Origin of the sequence: Microbacterium sp. str. 'China' (genome assembly GCF_002993305.1) — a bacterium.
GTDB lineage: Bacteria > Actinomycetota > Actinomycetes > Actinomycetales > Microbacteriaceae > Microbacterium > Microbacterium paraoxydans.
In genome coordinates, this window is the sequence record NZ_CP027434.1 from 1,725,623 (window position 1) to 1,741,948 (window position 16,326).

17 protein-coding genes, 1 tRNA gene and 1 pseudogene are annotated in these 16,326 nt (G+C 69.3%); 13 read left to right on the forward strand and 6 right to left on the reverse strand.

Going from position 1 to position 16,326, the window contains the following annotated elements; all coding sequences use genetic code 11:
* Window positions 1-5 precede the first annotated feature (5 nt).
* Entirely contained in the window at window positions 6-491 is a 486-nt protein-coding gene (locus tag C6C15_RS08270; RefSeq protein WP_025103404.1) for a Dps family protein, read from the reverse strand.
* 130 nt (window positions 492-621) lie between these two features.
* Between C6C15_RS08270 and C6C15_RS08275 the strand changes: the two genes are divergently transcribed.
* The 3 genes from C6C15_RS08275 to C6C15_RS08285 all read left to right on the forward strand — a co-directional run bounded on the left by C6C15_RS08275 (window position 622) and on the right by C6C15_RS08285 (window position 1,598).
* Entirely contained in the window at window positions 622-1,158 is a 537-nt protein-coding gene (locus C6C15_RS08275) for a gamma carbonic anhydrase family protein (protein WP_105949804.1), read from the forward strand.
* A 29-nt stretch (window positions 1,159-1,187) separates the two neighbouring features.
* A tRNA-Ile gene (locus C6C15_RS08280) sits at window positions 1,188-1,261 on the forward strand.
* 52 nt (window positions 1,262-1,313) lie between these two features.
* Complete coding sequence (locus tag C6C15_RS08285) at window positions 1,314-1,598, forward strand: hypothetical protein (protein WP_105949805.1); 285 nt, start codon at window positions 1,314-1,316, stop codon at window positions 1,596-1,598.
* Here the strand turns inward: C6C15_RS08285 and C6C15_RS08290 are convergent.
* Complete coding sequence (locus C6C15_RS08290) at window positions 1,568-3,874, reverse strand: prealbumin-like fold domain-containing protein (protein ID WP_105949806.1); 2,307 nt, start codon at window positions 3,872-3,874, stop codon at window positions 1,568-1,570. The genes C6C15_RS08285 and C6C15_RS08290 overlap by 31 nt on opposite strands.
* A 304-nt stretch (window positions 3,875-4,178) precedes the next feature.
* On the opposite strand from C6C15_RS08290, the gene C6C15_RS08295 reads away from it, so the two are divergent.
* From C6C15_RS08295 to C6C15_RS08315, 6 genes and pseudogenes are all read left to right on the forward strand, one after another.
* A complete protein-coding gene (locus tag C6C15_RS08295) occupies window positions 4,179-4,625 on the forward strand; it encodes a DoxX family membrane protein (protein ID WP_158698533.1) in 447 nt (148 codons plus the stop codon).
* Window positions 4,626-4,931: 306 nt separating this feature from the next.
* A complete protein-coding gene (locus C6C15_RS08300; RefSeq protein WP_105949808.1) occupies window positions 4,932-6,698 on the forward strand; it encodes a DUF5979 domain-containing protein in 1,767 nt (588 codons plus the stop codon).
* 147 nt (window positions 6,699-6,845) lie between these two features.
* Entirely contained in the window at window positions 6,846-7,352 is a 507-nt protein-coding gene (locus C6C15_RS08305) for a hypothetical protein (protein ID WP_105949809.1), read from the forward strand.
* Between the two features lie 88 nt (window positions 7,353-7,440).
* Window positions 7,441-7,818: pseudogene (locus C6C15_RS17470) on the forward strand (globin domain-containing protein); the annotation flags it as partial.
* A 114-nt stretch (window positions 7,819-7,932) separates the two neighbouring features.
* On the forward strand, window positions 7,933-8,655 hold the full coding sequence (locus C6C15_RS17475) for an FAD-binding oxidoreductase (RefSeq protein WP_391510075.1): 723 nt from the start codon (window positions 7,933-7,935) through the stop codon (window positions 8,653-8,655).
* A 108-nt stretch (window positions 8,656-8,763) separates the two neighbouring features.
* Window positions 8,764-9,024 (forward strand): DUF6458 family protein, encoded by a 261-nt coding sequence (locus tag C6C15_RS08315; protein WP_060921992.1) that lies wholly within the window; start codon window positions 8,764-8,766, stop codon window positions 9,022-9,024.
* A gap of 53 nt (window positions 9,025-9,077) precedes the next feature.
* Here the strand turns inward: C6C15_RS08315 and C6C15_RS08320 are convergent, their stop codons facing one another.
* Both C6C15_RS08320 and C6C15_RS08325 read right to left on the reverse strand, forming a co-directional pair.
* Complete coding sequence (locus tag C6C15_RS08320; RefSeq protein WP_060921991.1) at window positions 9,078-9,395, reverse strand: DUF7882 family protein; 318 nt, start codon at window positions 9,393-9,395, stop codon at window positions 9,078-9,080.
* A gap of 185 nt (window positions 9,396-9,580) precedes the next feature.
* Window positions 9,581-10,495: an AraC family transcriptional regulator gene (locus C6C15_RS08325; protein ID WP_060922010.1), complete on the reverse strand. Its 915-nt coding sequence runs from the start codon at window positions 10,493-10,495 to the stop codon at window positions 9,581-9,583.
* A gap of 136 nt (window positions 10,496-10,631) precedes the next feature.
* Between C6C15_RS08325 and C6C15_RS08330 the strand changes: the two genes are divergently transcribed.
* Window positions 10,632-11,531: an alpha/beta fold hydrolase gene (locus C6C15_RS08330; protein ID WP_105949811.1), complete on the forward strand. Its 900-nt coding sequence runs from the start codon at window positions 10,632-10,634 to the stop codon at window positions 11,529-11,531.
* Here C6C15_RS08330 and C6C15_RS08335 read toward each other — a convergent pair.
* Window positions 11,503-11,976: an Lrp/AsnC family transcriptional regulator gene (locus tag C6C15_RS08335; protein ID WP_025103414.1), complete on the reverse strand. Its 474-nt coding sequence runs from the start codon at window positions 11,974-11,976 to the stop codon at window positions 11,503-11,505. The two genes, C6C15_RS08330 and C6C15_RS08335, sit on opposite strands and share 29 nt — an antisense overlap.
* 171 nt (window positions 11,977-12,147) lie before the next feature.
* On the opposite strand from C6C15_RS08335, the gene pdhA reads away from it, so the two are divergent.
* From pdhA to C6C15_RS08350, 3 genes are read left to right on the forward strand one after another with little or no spacing between them, the layout of a single operon-like run.
* A complete protein-coding gene (pdhA, locus tag C6C15_RS08340; RefSeq protein ID WP_060922009.1) occupies window positions 12,148-13,263 on the forward strand; it encodes a pyruvate dehydrogenase (acetyl-transferring) E1 component subunit alpha in 1,116 nt (371 codons plus the stop codon).
* A gap of 2 nt (window positions 13,264-13,265) precedes the next feature.
* Entirely contained in the window at window positions 13,266-14,276 is a 1,011-nt protein-coding gene (locus tag C6C15_RS08345) for an alpha-ketoacid dehydrogenase subunit beta (RefSeq protein ID WP_105949812.1), read from the forward strand.
* Entirely contained in the window at window positions 14,273-15,655 is a 1,383-nt protein-coding gene (locus C6C15_RS08350; protein WP_105949813.1) for a dihydrolipoamide acetyltransferase family protein, read from the forward strand. Before C6C15_RS08345 ends, C6C15_RS08350 begins: the two co-directional genes overlap by 4 nt.
* Here the strand turns inward: C6C15_RS08350 and C6C15_RS08355 are convergent.
* The gene (locus C6C15_RS08355) at window positions 15,648-16,250 is read right to left on the reverse strand and encodes a TetR/AcrR family transcriptional regulator (RefSeq protein ID WP_060921987.1); all 603 of its coding nucleotides are present in this window, start codon (window positions 16,248-16,250) and stop codon (window positions 15,648-15,650) included. The two genes, C6C15_RS08350 and C6C15_RS08355, sit on opposite strands and share 8 nt — an antisense overlap.
* Window positions 16,251-16,326 lie beyond the last annotated feature (76 nt).

Genomic DNA, 16,326 nt, shown 5'->3' on the forward strand with positions numbered 1-16,326 from the left:
TGGTGTCAGGCCGCGATGTGCGACACGAGGAACCAGCGGTCCTTCTCCAGCCCGCGCTGGATCTCGATCGCCACGTCCTGGCTCGTGAGGTCGACCTCGTCCAGGCCCTCGACGGCTGCCTTGACGTCGACGAGGATCGCGTCGATGTCGGCGATCACGGCTCGGATCAGTTCGTCCGACTGTGCGAAGCCGGCGGGAACGCCGGTGGCGCCTGCCTTCTCGGCGACGGCGTTCACGCGCGCGTCGATCGGCAGGCCCAGAGCGACGATGCGCTCGGCCGCGGTGTCGGCGAAGTCACCCGCGTGGGCGACGATCGTGTCGAGCAGCTCGTGCACGCCGACGAAGTTGGCGCCGCGGACGTGCCAGTGCGCCTGCTTGCCGTTGACGGTCAGCGCCTGGAGGCCGAGGACGACGGGGGAGAGGAACTGCGCCGCACCGGCGGCCACAGTCGGGTCGATGGCGGTGGTGGAAACGGTCTGGGCCTTGCTCATCTTCTTGCTCCTCCGAATGAAGTTCTCTGTCTGACGAGTACAACGTTACTCAGGCTCAGGCATTCCGCAAGGAAGCTGAGGCTCCACTCACTTCCGCGTGATTCCGGGGGAGTGAGGGTAGTCTCGCCTCATGAGCATCGCTGCCGGAGCCTCCGTCCTCGCCCTCCCGGATCGCACCCCCGAGCTCGACGACACCGCCTTCGTCGCGGACGGCGCCCGCATCGTCGGCGCGGTGTCCCTCGGAGCCGGTGCCAGCGTCTGGTACAACGCGGTGCTTCGCGGTGACTCCTCGCCGATCGTCATCGGCGCTGGCAGCAACGTGCAGGACAACGTGTCGGTCCACGTCGACGCCGGGCATCCCGTCCTCGTCGGGTCACGGGTGTCGATCGGGCACAACGCTGTCGTGCACGGCTGCACGATCGGTGACGGCTCTCTCATCGGGATGGGGGCCGTCGTCCTCAGCGGCGCCGTGATCGGAGAGGGCTGCCTGATCGCCGGCGGTGCCGTCGTGCTCGGTGGGACCGAGGTGCCGCCGGGGTCCCTGGTGGCAGGCGTGCCGGCGAAGGTGCGCAGATCGCTCTCAGACGACGAACGCGCCTCGCTGCTGGCGAATGCCGCGATCTACCTGGAGCATGCGGCCACGCACACGCAGGCGAGCGAGGCGTGAGACCTCGCCCCGCTAGGCTGGGGCGGTACGGGGCGGTGGCCAAGCTGGTTAAGGCAGTGGGCTCATAACCCAACGATCGTCGGTTCAAGTCCGACCCGCCCTACCGCTCAAACCTCTCGATCAGCGTAATTCCGCGGATCTAGGAGGCGAATCACGTGCTCATTCCCACGATCCACGTCGCCGCGATCCGCCTCATCGTCGTGTCGGCAGTTCCCGAAAGCACCCGCGGTCGCGCCCTGGCAGCGATGGGCAGAGTCACGCAGACCGCCGGTTACGCCGGCACGGCCCTCGCCGCGCCCCTCGTCGTCGCCGTCGGACCTGCCGGCGCCCTGGCCGTCGCCGGAATCGGCACGCTCCTGGCCGCGGTGCTGACCCTGCTCATGTACAGCACCCGCCGGGCGCAGGGGAATCATCGACGTGTCGATGTGCGTCGCCGGTGAAGGAGCAGGACCAGGCCGAGGGCGACCGTGGCAGCTCCGAGGGCGACGATGATGGCGAGGAACCCACGGTCGACCCCGGTGCGGGCGAGATCCTCTGCCCCGGAACCGCCGGTGGGGCTGATCGACGGTGACGGCGACGGGGTGGGGGGCGGCGCGGGATCAGCCGTGTACCGGTTGTCGATCGTCACCACCGTGTCGACCCCTGGGCGGACGGGGAATGGGGCGTCGAAAGGCTCGAGCGCGACGGGGGCGCCCCCGTCGATGGTGATCGAGGCGGTGGTGGCGACGGTCGTATCGGGTGCGGCGCCGGTCTCGGTTTCGATGACCCTGCACTCGTGGGCTTCCAACACGGTCGCGTTTCCCGCATCCGCGGTTCCGGCTCCGACGGGGAGAGCGAAGGAGTAGGACGTGTCGGGGGTGCATTGCACCTCCAATCTCGCGTCTCCGGCACGCAACGCGACGTCGTCGCTGCCGTTCTTCACAACCAAGAGGTGCCCCGCGGGTTGGAACTTGTTGGTGAAGTCGCAGATCGCATCCGGGTTCTCCGGAGTCAGGATGACGTCGACGCTGGCACTCTCCGTGTCCACGGTGGCCGCAATCGCGCCGCAGTCGGCGGAGGCGAGACTCCAGGATCCTTCGGCGCTCGGCGCAGGGAGGAGCTCGACGATGCCGTAATGCGCCGAGGGCTCGACGGTCAACGCGTCAGCGGCCGGACCCTCCCACTCCGCTTCCACGAACTCACCGACCGTCGTCGTCGTGGCCACCGCCTGGTAGGCAGCCGACGTTCCGGGGGTGATCCGTGCGCCCTCCCTCGGCGTGACCACGAATCCTGCGCTGCCCGCCACGGGGGTGGTCGCCTTACGGATCGTGATCGACCCGCCCGGGGTGTACCGGTTGGTGACGACACAGTCGAAGGTCTCGCCTTCGCCGATCTCGACGGTCCCCGTCCGCTGCTGCCCGTCGGCGGTGAGGGGAACCTCCGTACCGTTGCACTGCGCGCCCTGCGCTTCCCACGACCCTGCTCCGGTCGGCGCGGGGAGCGTCTCCGTGACGGTGTATGTGCCGGGCGTCGAACCGAGCGATTCGGCAACGAGAGCCTGGTCGCCGTCACCGGCGGTGGTGACGGTCGTCTGTCGGTCGGCTCCTGGGGCGGGAACGTCGATCGCGAACGGGAAGGTGCCCCCGGCGCCCACGGTGAGCTTGGACAGGGTTCCCGGACCGGTGCGGACCCGCTCGTTCGTGAATGTACACGTGACCGTGTCGCCGGCGAGAAGGCGGATCTGCGCGGTCATCTCCGTGATCGTCACCGGTGTCCCTCCCGCGCTGGAGCACACGGGAGGGCCCGTAGGCTGCCATCCATCCGTGGGCGCCTCGGTGACTTCCCATGCCGGTTCGCCCGTTCCGACCGCGCCCCGGATGAACGTCTGCGACGCGGGTGAGGAGGCGGACGGGGAAAGGGTGAAGTCGTTGACGCCGTCCCGGTTCGTGTCCGCATACGACAGGTTGCCGTCGAACCGGAACGTGCCCTGCCCGAGCGAGCTGGGAGCGAGTTGCTTCCGGACGACGATCGTCCCGGACTCCGGTGGGGGAGAGACCGCGTAGTAGTAGCAGAAGACGTGGGTCTGGTTCTTCGGGAAGGACAGGAACTCGACGTTGTCTCCGTTGACGGCGTCCTGTGCACACCGCAGCGCCGCATATCCGTGCGTTTCCTGTCGACCGTTCAGAGGCTCCGAGGGCGTGCCGCCCTGTACCCAAAGCGTCTGCCCGGATCGAACGATCTGCGCCTGTGTGGAGTCGAGCTCGACGGTCACGGCCCCCTCGATGATGCGGCCGGTGTCCGCTCCCTGCGCGTCGAGTTCCGGCACGCTCGGTTTCGTGACGATAGTGGAGGCGAACGGTTGCGTCACCGTCGAGAGGTTCAGAGTCGCAGCGGACTTCCCCTGGTGGGAGCGGCCCATGGTGAGACGCCAGTCCGTCAGGGGGGAACAGTTCGGGGATCCTGCCTCCTCATCGGCGACCGTGATGATGCCGTTCGCCGGGTAGGTCGTGTCCGCGCCGAGATCACGCAGCGACTCCATGAGGTTGTTCCGGGCCTTGTTCGCCATGACGTCGGTGTACTGATCGCAGACCCGGGCGACGTATGTGACGAGCAGCGGGAGGTCCTTCGCCGGTGGCAGCACGACGGCGGTCGCGCCGATCGGGGCGAGGAGTGTGCCTGTCGCGAGAACCAGGCCGAGACCTGCGGCGAGGAGTCGTTCGCGCGCGTCGAACCCCATGGTGTTTCCCCCTTACGTCGCTCACCACCCGGCGGGCAGGTGAAACTCGCATGAGCGTAGACCGTGGGTGGACTCAGCGACGATGCTCCCGGTCGTGGTATTCCAGCCTTCCGGGATTGAGGGGCAGGTGCGACCAGCCGCCGCGTGATGCGCGCCCTGCCGTAATCGTCGCCACATTCTCCCGTCTCTCCTCTGGAGGTCTCGACGCCCGTCAGCCTCCGGACCGGAGCAGGAGCCATGTCGACCATGAGTGTGCCGAACGCGGAGACGCGACGTCGGATCGAGGACGGGGGGGCAGCTCGCGTTGCGTCTCGCGATCGCGGCGAGTTTCGCCCTCGCGGTCGCCGATCGCTTCGGGGTCCTCGGTGGCCCGGGGGAAGACGGCGTGTCGTGGGGATCGTGGACGATCTTCCGTGCGTACACGGCCCAGCTCGTCCCTGTCCCCGTCGACCTGGTGGTGGACACGGCGGCCGTGCTGGCGACGGCTCTGGAGACCGTCCTCGCTCTGCTGCTGGCAGTCGGGCTGTGGACCCGGCTCGCGGCGGGAGTCGCCGCGCTGCTCACGGTGACGTTCGGCGTGACGATGCTCGTCTTCCTCGGGCCGCTTGCGCCGTTCCGATACCCGGTATTCGTCTTCACGGCCGCCGCGATCCTGCTCGCGGGGCTGAAGCGCTACCGGTGGAGCATCGATGCGCTGCGAAAGGAGGTGCCGGGAGCGGGGAGAGACAACGATGCCCCCGGCACCAGGTAGACGGCGAATGCCTCTACAGACGGACGGACGCGTCGGAAGGGGAAGCGATCCGTCACAGGAGAGATGACGAGGTGACCGTTTCATGACGCCGTTTTCCGCAGGATCACGGCATATTGCACGTGCCGCGAGAAACCCGTTCGGCCGAACCGCGTAACAGAACGCGCCGTTCTGCATCCCTTCCTGGGGACATCACTCGCGCGGAAGAAGCCATCCGCGCGAGTTCATCGATCATCTGGGGAGTCGAAAGTGCCAGTCATTCAGCATGCAATCAGATCGGGCGCGCGGGGAACGCGCCTGACGACGTTCGTGGGTGGTCTGCTCGCGATCTGTCTGGCGGCCCTGGCGGCCGTCATCGCGACGCCGGCTACGGCCCGCGCTGCGGAGGTCGCGGGGATCACCTCGCTGACCATCACCGAACCCACCGACCAGATCAAGGTCTGGGACCGGATCGCGTTCGAAGCGACCTGGGCAGTGCCGGACACGGCGACGGCGGGGGACACGTTCCGCCTCGCCTTTCCGACGAGCCCGAGCCTGACCGGGGTGCGCGATTCCTTCGCCCTGACGGCGCCGGACGGCCAGACCGTCGGAAACTGCGAGGTGTCGACCGGTGAGCTCGTGTGCACGCTCACGGACTACGTGGACAGCCACACCGACGTCAGCGGCACCCTGCACTTCCGTGCCAGGGCAGACGAGGAGACCGCGCTGACCGAGATCCCGTTCACGACGGGCGGCGGAACCGTCGTCCCGGTCGACGTTCCCGGCGGGATCGGGCCGGTCCCGGAGTTCCCGGCGCCGACGACCCCGACCAAGTGGGGCGACGTGACGCTCGACGGTCGGAACATCGCCTGGGGTGTGAACATCCCGTCCTCCGCGCTGGCCGGGGAGGCCCCGACGCTCACCGACACGTTCACGGCCGGTCTCGTGCTCGATCCCGCGTCCGTCACCGTGGCGTACGTGCTCGCGAAGGACTGGTCGGGTGGCAAGTACACCGTGTCGACGGGGCTGCAGTCGGGCAGCGATTTCACCGTCACGGAGGTCAGCTCCGAGTCGTTCATGGTGACGGTGAACGCGCCGATCGTCGCCGACGCGATCTACGTGCTCCGCTACAGGACGGCTCTGCCCGCCGACGTCCGTCCCGGTGATGCGTTCCACAACACCGTGACCGGCTCCCGCTGGGTCACCGAGAGCACACCGGTCATCTACTCCCAGGGCGGGGGCGATGGCGAAGGGGTGCTCCCGGTCGGCGGGTTCACCGTGACCAAGGAGGTCAGTGGTTCCGGCGCGGCTCTGGTGCCCGACGACCGCGAGTTCCGGGTGGCCTACTCGTATCAGCGCGCAGGACAGGCGGTGGAGGGCGAGCTCGCCTTGCGGTCCGGGCAGACCGATGGCCTGGACGATCTGCCGGCGGGAACGGTCGTCACCCTGTCGGAGATCACGCCCGCGGACGTCGACGGCATGACCTGGCAGGCGCCGGTCTTCTCCGGCGCCGATGTGGCGATCATCGATGGCGGCGCTACCGTCACCATCGCACGGGGCACGACGGTCGCGGTGACGCTCACCAACCCGACGACGGTCACGCCGCCGCCGGTCGGGGGCTTCACGGTGACCAAGAAGGTCACGGGTGCCGGAGCCTCCCTCGTTCCCGAACACCAGACCTTCACCGTGGAGTACTCGTACGAGCTCGCGGGGCAGCGCGTCGCCGGTGAACTCGCGATCCGTGCCGGCGAGAGCGAGGGACTCGCGGATCTGCCGGTGGGTACGGTCGTCACGCTTCACGAGAAGGCGCCGAACGCCGTGGAGGGCGTCACGTGGAAGAGCCCGCGCTTCACCGGCGCAGGAGTCGACGTCGGCGACGGCGGCGCGACGCTCACGATCTCCGAAGACGCGACGGTCGGGGTGGTCCTTACCAATGGAACCGCCGTCACTCCTCCGCCCCCTCCGGGTGGTGAGCTCGCCCTGACCGGATCCGAGGGGCCCGCCGGCCCGCTCGCCCTGGGAGCGCTGCTGCTGCTTGCGGGACTGACTGCGCTCGGCGTCCGCCATCGGATGGCGGGTTCGCGCACCGGTGACTGAGGACTAGGAGAGGCCAGGCAGATCGATCACGCGACGACTTCTTCGTCGTCGCGTGATCGATCGTGCCGTTCGGCGTCTAGTGGTCGTCGAGGACTCTCCCTCGACGACCACGCCGACGCCGCAGCGCGTCGGAGAAAGGCATCTCTCATGAACAAGACGCTCATTGCCCGTGCCTCTGCCGCCCTCGGCGTCGCAGCCGCTCTTTCGCTCGGTGGAGCGGCGCTCGCTCCCGCCGCTCACGCGGAGGCGACACCTGCGGACCCGGCCGCGTCGAAGCCGTTGAGCACGGGTGTGCTCGCGCAGCGCGTCGGATCCGCCTGTCTCTTCTTCCAGTACACCTTCAACATGAGTCCGACCGACCCCCGGGTGGGGGACACCGTGACGTACACCATGCAGTTCCTCAACAACGGCGAGGTGGACTCCACGAAGAGCGCGCTCACGTTCCGCCTGGACGGCCTCCTCGACGACTCGACCTGGGCGGCGTCGACGCTGGAAGCGACCTCCGGCCGCCCTTCCGTGGCGGAGAACACCGTCACGTGGGACGGGCCGCTCGACGCCGGAGACGATGTCGTGCTGCGCTTCACCGGCGTGTGGACGGGCGCCGGCGATGGGCTCGCGTTCCCGCGGGTCGAGTCCTACGGCTACGCGAGGTGAAGCGGGTCGGAGTCCTGTTTTCCACGGTATCCGCGGCGACGTGGTGCGCCCGTCGTCGAGAGGCTGAACGGACACCGACCGAAAGGCAGCCATGCAGCTCTCCACGGACTCCGAAGTCATCGTCCGCGCCACCGCCGGCGTCGTCGCCGACCACGCCGACGAGATCACCACCCTGTTCTACCGGCGGATGTTCGAGGCGCATCCTGAGCTGTTGAACGTCTTCAACCGCGCGCATCAGGTCCAGGGCGATCAACCCAAGGCGCTGGCGGCGTCCGTCGTGGCGTTCGCCGTTCACCTCATCGATCCCGACGCGCCGGACTTCTCCCCGGTGATGCGGCGTATCGCCCACCGCCACGTCTCGCTGGGGGTGTCGGCCCGGCAGTACACGATCGTCGGCCGCTACCTCCTGGCTGCTGTCGACGATGTCCTCGGCGAGGCGGTCACGCCGGATGTGCGCGCAGCCTGGGATGAGGTGTACTGGCTCTTCGGCTGCTCTCTCATCGCGGAGGAGGCCCGCCTCTATGCGGAGGCGGGCACGGATCCGGACCACCCGTGGCGGCCGCACCGCGTCGTGGAACGGGTGGAGGAGGCACGCGACGTGATCTCCCTCGTGCTGGAGCCGGTCGATGGTCACCGATTGCCCCATCGCACCGGGCAGTACGTTGCCGTGGCGGTCGACCTCCCGGACGGCACCCGTCAGCCCCGCCAATACACGATCTCTTCCGCGACCGGCAGTGCGGCGCTGCGCGTCACAGTGAAGCGCGTGCGTGGCTCGGAGGGCGTACCGGACGGTCAGGTCTCCAGCTGGCTGCACGAGAACGCCCACGTGGGGACGGTGCTCGACGTCTCCCAGCCCTCCGGGGATCTGCTCCTCGACGATTCTGACGACGCGCTGGTCCTGATCTCGGCCGGAATCGGCATCACGCCGGTGGCGGCGATCGTGGACGATCTCGCGCAGCGGCGTCCCGAGCGGCCGGTGCACCTGTTCCACGTGGACCGGGAGCCGGAGACCCATGCTCTCGTCGCCGACGTGCGCGACCGTTCGCAGCGATTGAGCGACGTCCGCACCCTGACCTGGTACTCGGCGAGTGAAGCGGAGGGCCCGGCGGTGCGCTCCGGCCGGATGGACCTGGCCGACATCGAACTCCCGCAGACGGCGCGGGTGTTCCTGTGCGGGCCGCTGCCGTTCATGCAGGCGATTCGAGGCACCCTGATGGCACGCGGCATCGCGCCGGAGCGCATCGAGTACGAGGTCTTCGGCCCGGATCGCTGGGCTCGTCAGCCGAAGTCCGGTGCCGCGTAAGCATGTGCCGAAAGCTCTGAGGGCGGCCGTGTCAAGCCCCTCCTCGGGGCCGCGGAGAGCTGACAGGCTCCCCGAGAGCGGCAACGCGCCGCGGAAACGGGAGAGACTATGAGCATCGGCAGCGGAATCGCGCTCTTCGTCATCGGAGCGATCCTCGTGTTCGCGATCAACGTCGACGTGCCGTGGGTCGACCTGGACATCGTCGGCTACATCCTCATGGGTGCCGGCGTGATCATCTTCCTGATCGGCATCGTGCTGCTCGCCCGCCGGCGCCGAACGGAGACGGTGTCGCGGACGTACGTCGACCCGGCGACCGGGGAGCCCACGACCCGACGGTCCGTCAGCTCGAGTTCCGACGACGGGCTCTGAACGGACGCAGACGGAATGGAGAAGGGCCGCGGGAGAACCCGCGGCCCTTCTCGTCAGACGACGTCAGCGCCTTCGAGATGTTCCTCGACGAGGGTGATGCCCCCGCTCGAGTTCGCCGAGTGCGCGAGTTCCTCGATCCAGCGACGGCTCAGCTCGGGCGTCTCGGCCTCGTCGAAGACGAACCGGAGCGGGATCGACGGGTGCAGCCACAGCGTGGACCGGCCGGGAGCGTCGCCCTCCGGGTGACGCCAGGAGAGCGTGAAGCTCTCGTTCCGCCGCAGCTTCGTGGCGATGACGACCTTGAGGTGCGCGAGCGCCCGGTCTTCGATCTGGATCGGCGTCTGGGTGTCGCCGTAGTACAGGCTGCCCATCGTCAGCCGACCTTCGCGGCGGGGGCTGCGGGAATGTTCATGGCGCTCCTTGGGAACGTTGGGGGAAGACGGCAGACCGCTCCCGGGGATACTTGGACTCTAGCCAATTTGCGCACGACATCGTGCGCATCAGGGCGACGCGCCGTGTGGTGCGAACAGAGTATGCGCGCGGTGTCAGTCGGCCGTCACAGTGCGGTCAGGACGGGAGGATTCCCGTACGCCTCGCGGTACGCTACGGCGAACCGGGAGACGTTGCTGAAGCCCCACCGGCGCGCGATCGCGGACACCGACGTGCCCTTGCCGTGTCGCAGATCCCGATGCGCGCCGTCGAGCCGGGCGCGCCGCAGGGCCTCGTTCGGGGTCATGTCGAGCGCGCGGCGGAAGGCATATTGCAGACCCCGGGTGGACATGTAGGCCGCCGCCGCGACGTCGTCCACCGTGATGGGCAGGTGTGCGTTGTCCTCGATGAAGGCGAGGGCGCGGCGCACCGAGGCGGGTGCCGCGGAGCGTTGGGCCGGACGGTGCAGCGACTCGCTGAAGGTGGTGGGGAACGCCGACATCGTCAGCAGGAGGGCGTGGCGCTCGAGTTCGGCGGCGATGAGCGGGTCGGTCCCGTCCGCTCCGAACGAACCGTCGATGTAGGAGAACATCCGCTCCCACCGCGCTCCGTCCTCGCGTGTGTGCGGAGCGAGCCCGGTGGCGCGGAGCTCGAGGCGGTCGTCGCCGGTGATCTGCCTGATCGAGTCGCGGGCCGCCGCGCGATCGAACACGAGAGCACGGACGCGGGCGACCTGGTTCCACTTCGCCTCGACCCGGACGCCGTCCGTGAGCCATGGCTGACCCGCGTCGAGCCCTTGCCGGCCCGACCAGATCCGGGCATCGGCGGCATCGACCCGACACACCAGCAGCTGATCCTCCGGCTCGGCGCGGGAGTGCACCTGGGCCGCGAGCTGATAGCGGACGAGCGACATGGACGCCGCCTCCACCGAGCGCCAGTCGAAGCGGAACCGGCGGGGGTCCACGTCCTGGAGGGTCGCCGAGGGCACGAACTGCTGCCAGGTGGACTCCACCTGCTCGATGTCCGTGGACGTGAACTGCACCGACACTCCTTGCTGGGCCTCGTCCGGGCGGCCGGGGCTTCTTGGACACTAACGCACGCCACTGACAAGACGGTGGGGACGCCCCGGGGGTATCCGCTGGGAAGGCGGGAGTGCCGAGTCCTCGTAGACTCGGACCATGAGTGTGCCTTCTCCGTATGCGGAGCGATTGAGCCGGATTCCGGTGCAGCGCCAAGAGGTGGAGGTGCGCGGCGGAACGACGGCGTACTGGATCTACGGTCCGGAGGACGCCGAGACGACCGTCATCGCGGTTCACGGCTTCCGAGGCGAGCACCACGGCCTCGAGTCGGTCCTCGCCTTCCTTCCGGAGCTCCGCGTGCTCGCGCCCGATCTGCCCGGGTTCGGGGAGTCCGCGCCGCTGCCCGGTCGGCGCCACGACCTGCAGGAGTACGCGGGGTGGTTGACCGACTTCGCCGCGGCCACGGCGCCGGGTGCCGTCATCCTCGGCCATTCCTTCGGCTCCATCGTGAGCGCGGCCGCCGTGGCCGGAGGACTGGAGACGCCGCGGCTGATCCTCGTGAACCCCATCGGCGCACCGGCGCTCAAGGGGCCGAAGGGGATCATGACCCGGCTGGCGGTGCTCTACTACGCGCTCGGCGCCAAGCTCCCGTCGCGTATCGGGACCGCGCTCCTGCGGAACCGGGTGATCGTCCGCGTGATGAGCATGACCATGGCGAAGACGCGGGATCCGGAGCTGCGCCGCTTCATCCACGACCAGCACGACACCTACTTCTCGCGATTCTCCGATCGCGACGTGCTGCACGACGCCTTCGTCGCGAGCGTCTCGCACGACGTCAGGGAGTTCGCCCCCGCGATCGACGTCCCCACACTCTTGATCGCCGCACAGCGCGACGACATCACCCCGATCGAGGCGGAACGGAAGCTGGTGACGCTCTTCCCCGACGCGTCTCTCGTCGAGATCGCCCAGGTGGGTCACCTGATCCACTACGAGACCCCGGCGGAAGCAGCCGGGGCGATCCGTCGGTTCCTCAGGATTCCCGTCGCGCGAGGCCGATGAGCCCGGCCACCCGGAACGGGATCACCTCACCCATGGCGAGCGAGGTCTCGGTCCGCTCCACACCCTCGATGGAGAGGATCCGGGCGTCCGTGTCGAACAGATGACGGGCGTCGCGGCACGCCACGCGCGCCAGCAGGTCGATGGAGCCGCTCAGACCGTGCGCCTGGACGACCTCCGGGATGCGCGCCAGCTCGTTGATGATGCGGGGGAGCTCGGTCTGGCGGACGCCGATGCTGACGAACGCCTGCAGCGGGAACCCGAGGACGTCGGGGGAGAAGGCGCGCTCGTAGGAGAGGAAGACGCCACTCTGCTCCAGCCGGGCCATCCGCGCCTGGATGGTGTTGCGCGACAGGCTCATGCGTTCGGCGAGAGCGACGATCGTCACGCGCGGGTCGTCGGCGAGCGCGGCGAGAAGCTCCAGGTCGATCCGGTCCAGTCCAGGCATAGTGCCAAACCCTAGCAGCACGTCATTGGAGAAAAATGAGCAACATGCTCAATCGGCATTCAGTTGCTTGAGCGAGGTGTTGACCGGACGTACCCTCAGACCATGCCGGTGATGACGCCGGCTCCATTGTGCGTCGCCCCACGAGGGCCGCCAGGGACGAGGAGGACGATGATGTCGCCGCAGACCACCCCCATCGCGGACACCGCCCAGGATCTGGAGCTCTCGGAGCGGATCCTCGCTCCGGACGGGACGCGCGTCGCGAACGCCCGCCTCGACCCGTTCGTCGCCGATGTCGACGCCGCGCAGCTGCGCGCCCTCCATCGTGACATGGTCATCCTCCGCCGCATCGACGCCGAGGGCGTCGCACTGCAGCGCCAGGGTCAGCTCGGGCTCTGGGCACCCTGCCAGGGACAGGAGGCCACGCAGATCGGCACCGCCCGGGCCCTCGATCCGCAGGACTACGTCTTCCCGAGCTACCGCGAGACCGGCGTGATCTACGCCCGGGGCGCCGAGCCCGGCGACTACGTGCGCATGTGGCGCGGCGAGGAGGGGGCGGCCTACGATCCCGCGGCCCTGCGGGTCGCTCCGCTGCAGATCATCATCGGCGCCCAGACCCTGCACGCGGTCGGCTACGCCCTCGGCATCCGGCACGAGAACGCGCCGGAGGTCGCCGTGACCTACTTCGGGGACGGGGCGACCAGTCAGGGCGACGTCAACGAGGCGATGATCTTCGCCGCGTCGTACCAGGCGCCGGTCGTGTTCGTCTGTCAGAACAACCACTGGGCCATCTCCGAGCCGGTCACGGTGCAGTCGCAGTATCCGATCGCGGGGCGTGCCCCCGGGTTCGGGATCCCGAGCCTGCGCGTGGACGGCAACGACGTCCTCGCCTGCCTGGCCGCGATGCGCTGGGCGCTGGAGCACGCGCGTTCCGGAAAGGGGCCGGCGTACATCGAAGCGGTGACGTACCGGATGGGTCCGCACACCACTGCGGACGACCCCACCCGGTACCGGGACGAGGCCGAGCTGGAGTCGTGGCGGCGCCGCGACCCCATCGCGCGCCTCGAGGCGTACCTCCGCGCCACCGGCGACCTCACCGCGGAGCACGTCGCCGAGACGCAGGCGGCTGCGGACGCCGTCGCCAAGGAGATGCGGGCGACCTGCCTCGGCATGGTCACCCGTCCGCCCCTGGCGGTCTTCGACGGCGTCTACGCCGAGCCGCACACGGGGCTGGAGCGGCAGCGCGACGAGTACGCCGCCTATCTCGCGTCGTTCGAGGGCGAGGCGTGACCATGACGGAGCTCACTCTCGGCAAGGCGCTCGGCGCCGGTCTCCGCCAGGCGATGCGCGACGACGAGAAGGTCGTGCTCCTGGGGGAGGACATCGGCAAGCTCGGCGGCGTCTTCCGGATCACGGACGGCCTCCTCGACGAGTTCGGGGCAGCCAGGGTCATCGACACGCCTCTCGCGGAGTCCGGGATCGTCGGCACGGCCGTCGGCCTCGCGTTCCGCGGCTACCGCCCGGTCGTCGAGATCCAGTTCGACGGGTTCGTCTACCCGGCCTTCGACCAGATCGTCTCCCAGGTCGCGAAGCTGCACTACCGCACCCAGGGGCGTGTGAAGATGCCGATCACCATTCGGATCCCCTGGGCCGGTGGCATCGGTGCCGCGGAGCATCACTCCGAGTCTCCGGAGGCGTACTTCGCGCACACCGCCGGCCTGCGGGTCGTCGCCGTCTCGAATCCGGAGGATGCCTATCGGAGCCTCCGGCAGGCGATCGCGTCGGACGACCCCGTCGTGTTCTTCGAGCCCAAGCGGCTCTATCACCACAAGGGCGAGGTCGACCTCGAAGCCCCGCTCGCGGACGCGCCGCCGATGGGACTCGCGCGGGTGGTACGCCCGGGCACCGACGTCACCGTCCTCACGTACGGGGCCATGGTGAGCACCGCCCTGCAGGCGGCGGAGGCCGCGGAAGACGAGGGCATCGCCCTGGAAGTGATCGATCTGCGGTCGCTCTCGCCGGTGGACTACGACTCCGTCGCCGCCTCGGTGCGGAAGACCGGGCGTGTGGTCGTGGCGCATGAGGCCTCCCGGGAAGCCGGACTCGCCGCGGAAGTCATCGCGAGCGTGACCGAACGCTGCTTCGAGTACCTGGAGTCCGCCCCGCTGCGGGTCACCGGCCACGACGTGCCGTACCCGCCGGCCAAGCTCGAGAAGTACCACCTTCCGGACCTCGACCGGATCCTCGATGCGGTCGACCGCGTGATGGATCGCCCGCACAGCCTGACGGGAGCTGACGCATGATCGCCGAATTCCGTCTTCCGGACCTCGGCGAAGGTCTCACCGAGGCCGAGGTCGTGCAATGGCTCGTCGCGCCCGGCGACAGCGTCGCGCTGAACCAGACCCTCGCGGAGGTCGAGACCGCCAAAGCGGTCGTCGAGTTGCCGTCGCCCTATGAAGGCACGGTCTCGACCCTGCACGCGGACGCCGGGCAGACCGTCGCCGTGGGCGCTCCGCTGATCGCCTTCGACATCGAGGGGGAGGATCCGCCCCTGCCGCCGTCCGGTGCTGGGCAGGAGGCCGCCGCGGAGAAGGCGCAGCCCAATCTCGTGGGCTACGGCGCCGCCCCGACCTCGAGCGGGCGCCCCGCGCGCCGGGCGCGACGCCGAGGCGCTGCTGCCGACGGGGCCTCGGTGGCCGACACGGCCGTTCTCGAGGCGGCACCGCACGATGCGACGCCATCGGTCGCGGTCGAGCCCGTTCTGGAGCGACCACGGTCCACCCCTCCGGTGCGCGCCTACGCCAAACGACAGGGCGTCGACCTCGTCCTCGTCGCCGCCGCCGTCGGGGACCGTGTGATCACGAGAGCGGATGTGGATGCCTACGCCGAGCGCGTCGGAGCGGAGCCGTCACGGCCCGCGGGGACGTCTGAGCGCGAGACCACCGCGTCATCCGGAATCCTCCCGCGCGCGGAGGGGAGGCCGCGGGAGACGCGCATCCCGATCCGCGGGGTCCGCAAGCACACGGCGGCGGCGATGGTGCAGAGCGCCTTCACCGCCCCGCACGTCACGGTGTTCCACACGGTCGATGTGACCGCGACCATGGAGATGCTGGCACGCCTCCGCGAGGACCGAGTGCTCGCGGAGCACCGGATCGGCCCGCTCGCCGTCGTCGCGAAGGCGGTCTGCCTCGCCCTGCGCCGTGCTCCGGGCCTGAACGCGCGGTGGGATGAGGAGTCCGGGGAGATCATCGAGTACGGCTTCGTCGACCTGGGCATCGCCGCCGCGACCGACCGTGGTCTCATCGTGCCGATGATCCGGGACGCGGAGCGGATGAATCTGGTGGAGCTGTCCGCAGCGATCCGTGCGCTCGCGGAGACCGCGCGTGCGGGGAAGACCTCGCCGGCCGAACTCGCCGGAGGTACGTTCTCGCTGTCGAACATCGGGGTGTTCGGGGTCGACGCCGGAACGCCGATCCTCCCGCCGGGGCAGTCCGGCATCCTCGCGGTCGGCGCCGTGCGTCGGCAGCCGTGGGAGTACCGCGGGGAGATCGCGCTGCGTCAGCTCATGACCCTGAGCCTGTCCTTCGACCACCGCCTCGTGGACGGGGCCGAGGGCGCGACGTTCCTCAAGGACGTGGCGGACATCCTCGAGGATCCGGGGCGGGCGATGCTGCTCAGCTAGCGGCGCGCAGCGCGGCCTCGGCCATCGCGACCAGCACGGTCGCGGTGGCCGTGTGTCTTCTCGTCGCGGCGCGGGTGCTGTGCGGGGTCGAGTTGATGAGACCGAAGCACGCCTGCACGCGCAGCCGCAGTTCGTCGCGGTCGAGGGGCTCCGGACGATCGAGGGCGGCGAGCGCATCCATCCAGAGCTCGATGTAGGCGCGCTGCAGGCGACGGACCTCGGCGCGGTCGTCGTCGTCGAGGAAGGCGAGGTCGCGGTCCTGCACCTGGATCACCTCGGCGTTGCCCAGCGCGAACTCGACATGGAAGCGGATGAGTCCGCGCATCCGCTCGTCGGCTGCCGTCGTCTCCGCGGACACGCGTCGTCCGCCCGCGACGAGATCCTGACTGACCTTGACCAGGACCGCGCCGAGAAGGGCCTGCTTCCCGGCGAAGTGGCGGTACACCGCGGGGCCGGACACGCCGACGGCGGCGCCGATGTCCTCCAGGCTCACGCCGCTGTACCCGCGCGCGGCGAAGAGCCGTGCCGCGGCGTGCAGAAGCGCGTCGGAGCGTTCCGCCTTGGCGCGGTCGCGGGCGGTGGCGGGGCTTGTCATCTCAGTTAATCCTCGCTAACCTGAATCAACGGGTTAGTGAACACTAACCGAGAATGCATGCAGCGCGCCAGGTTCC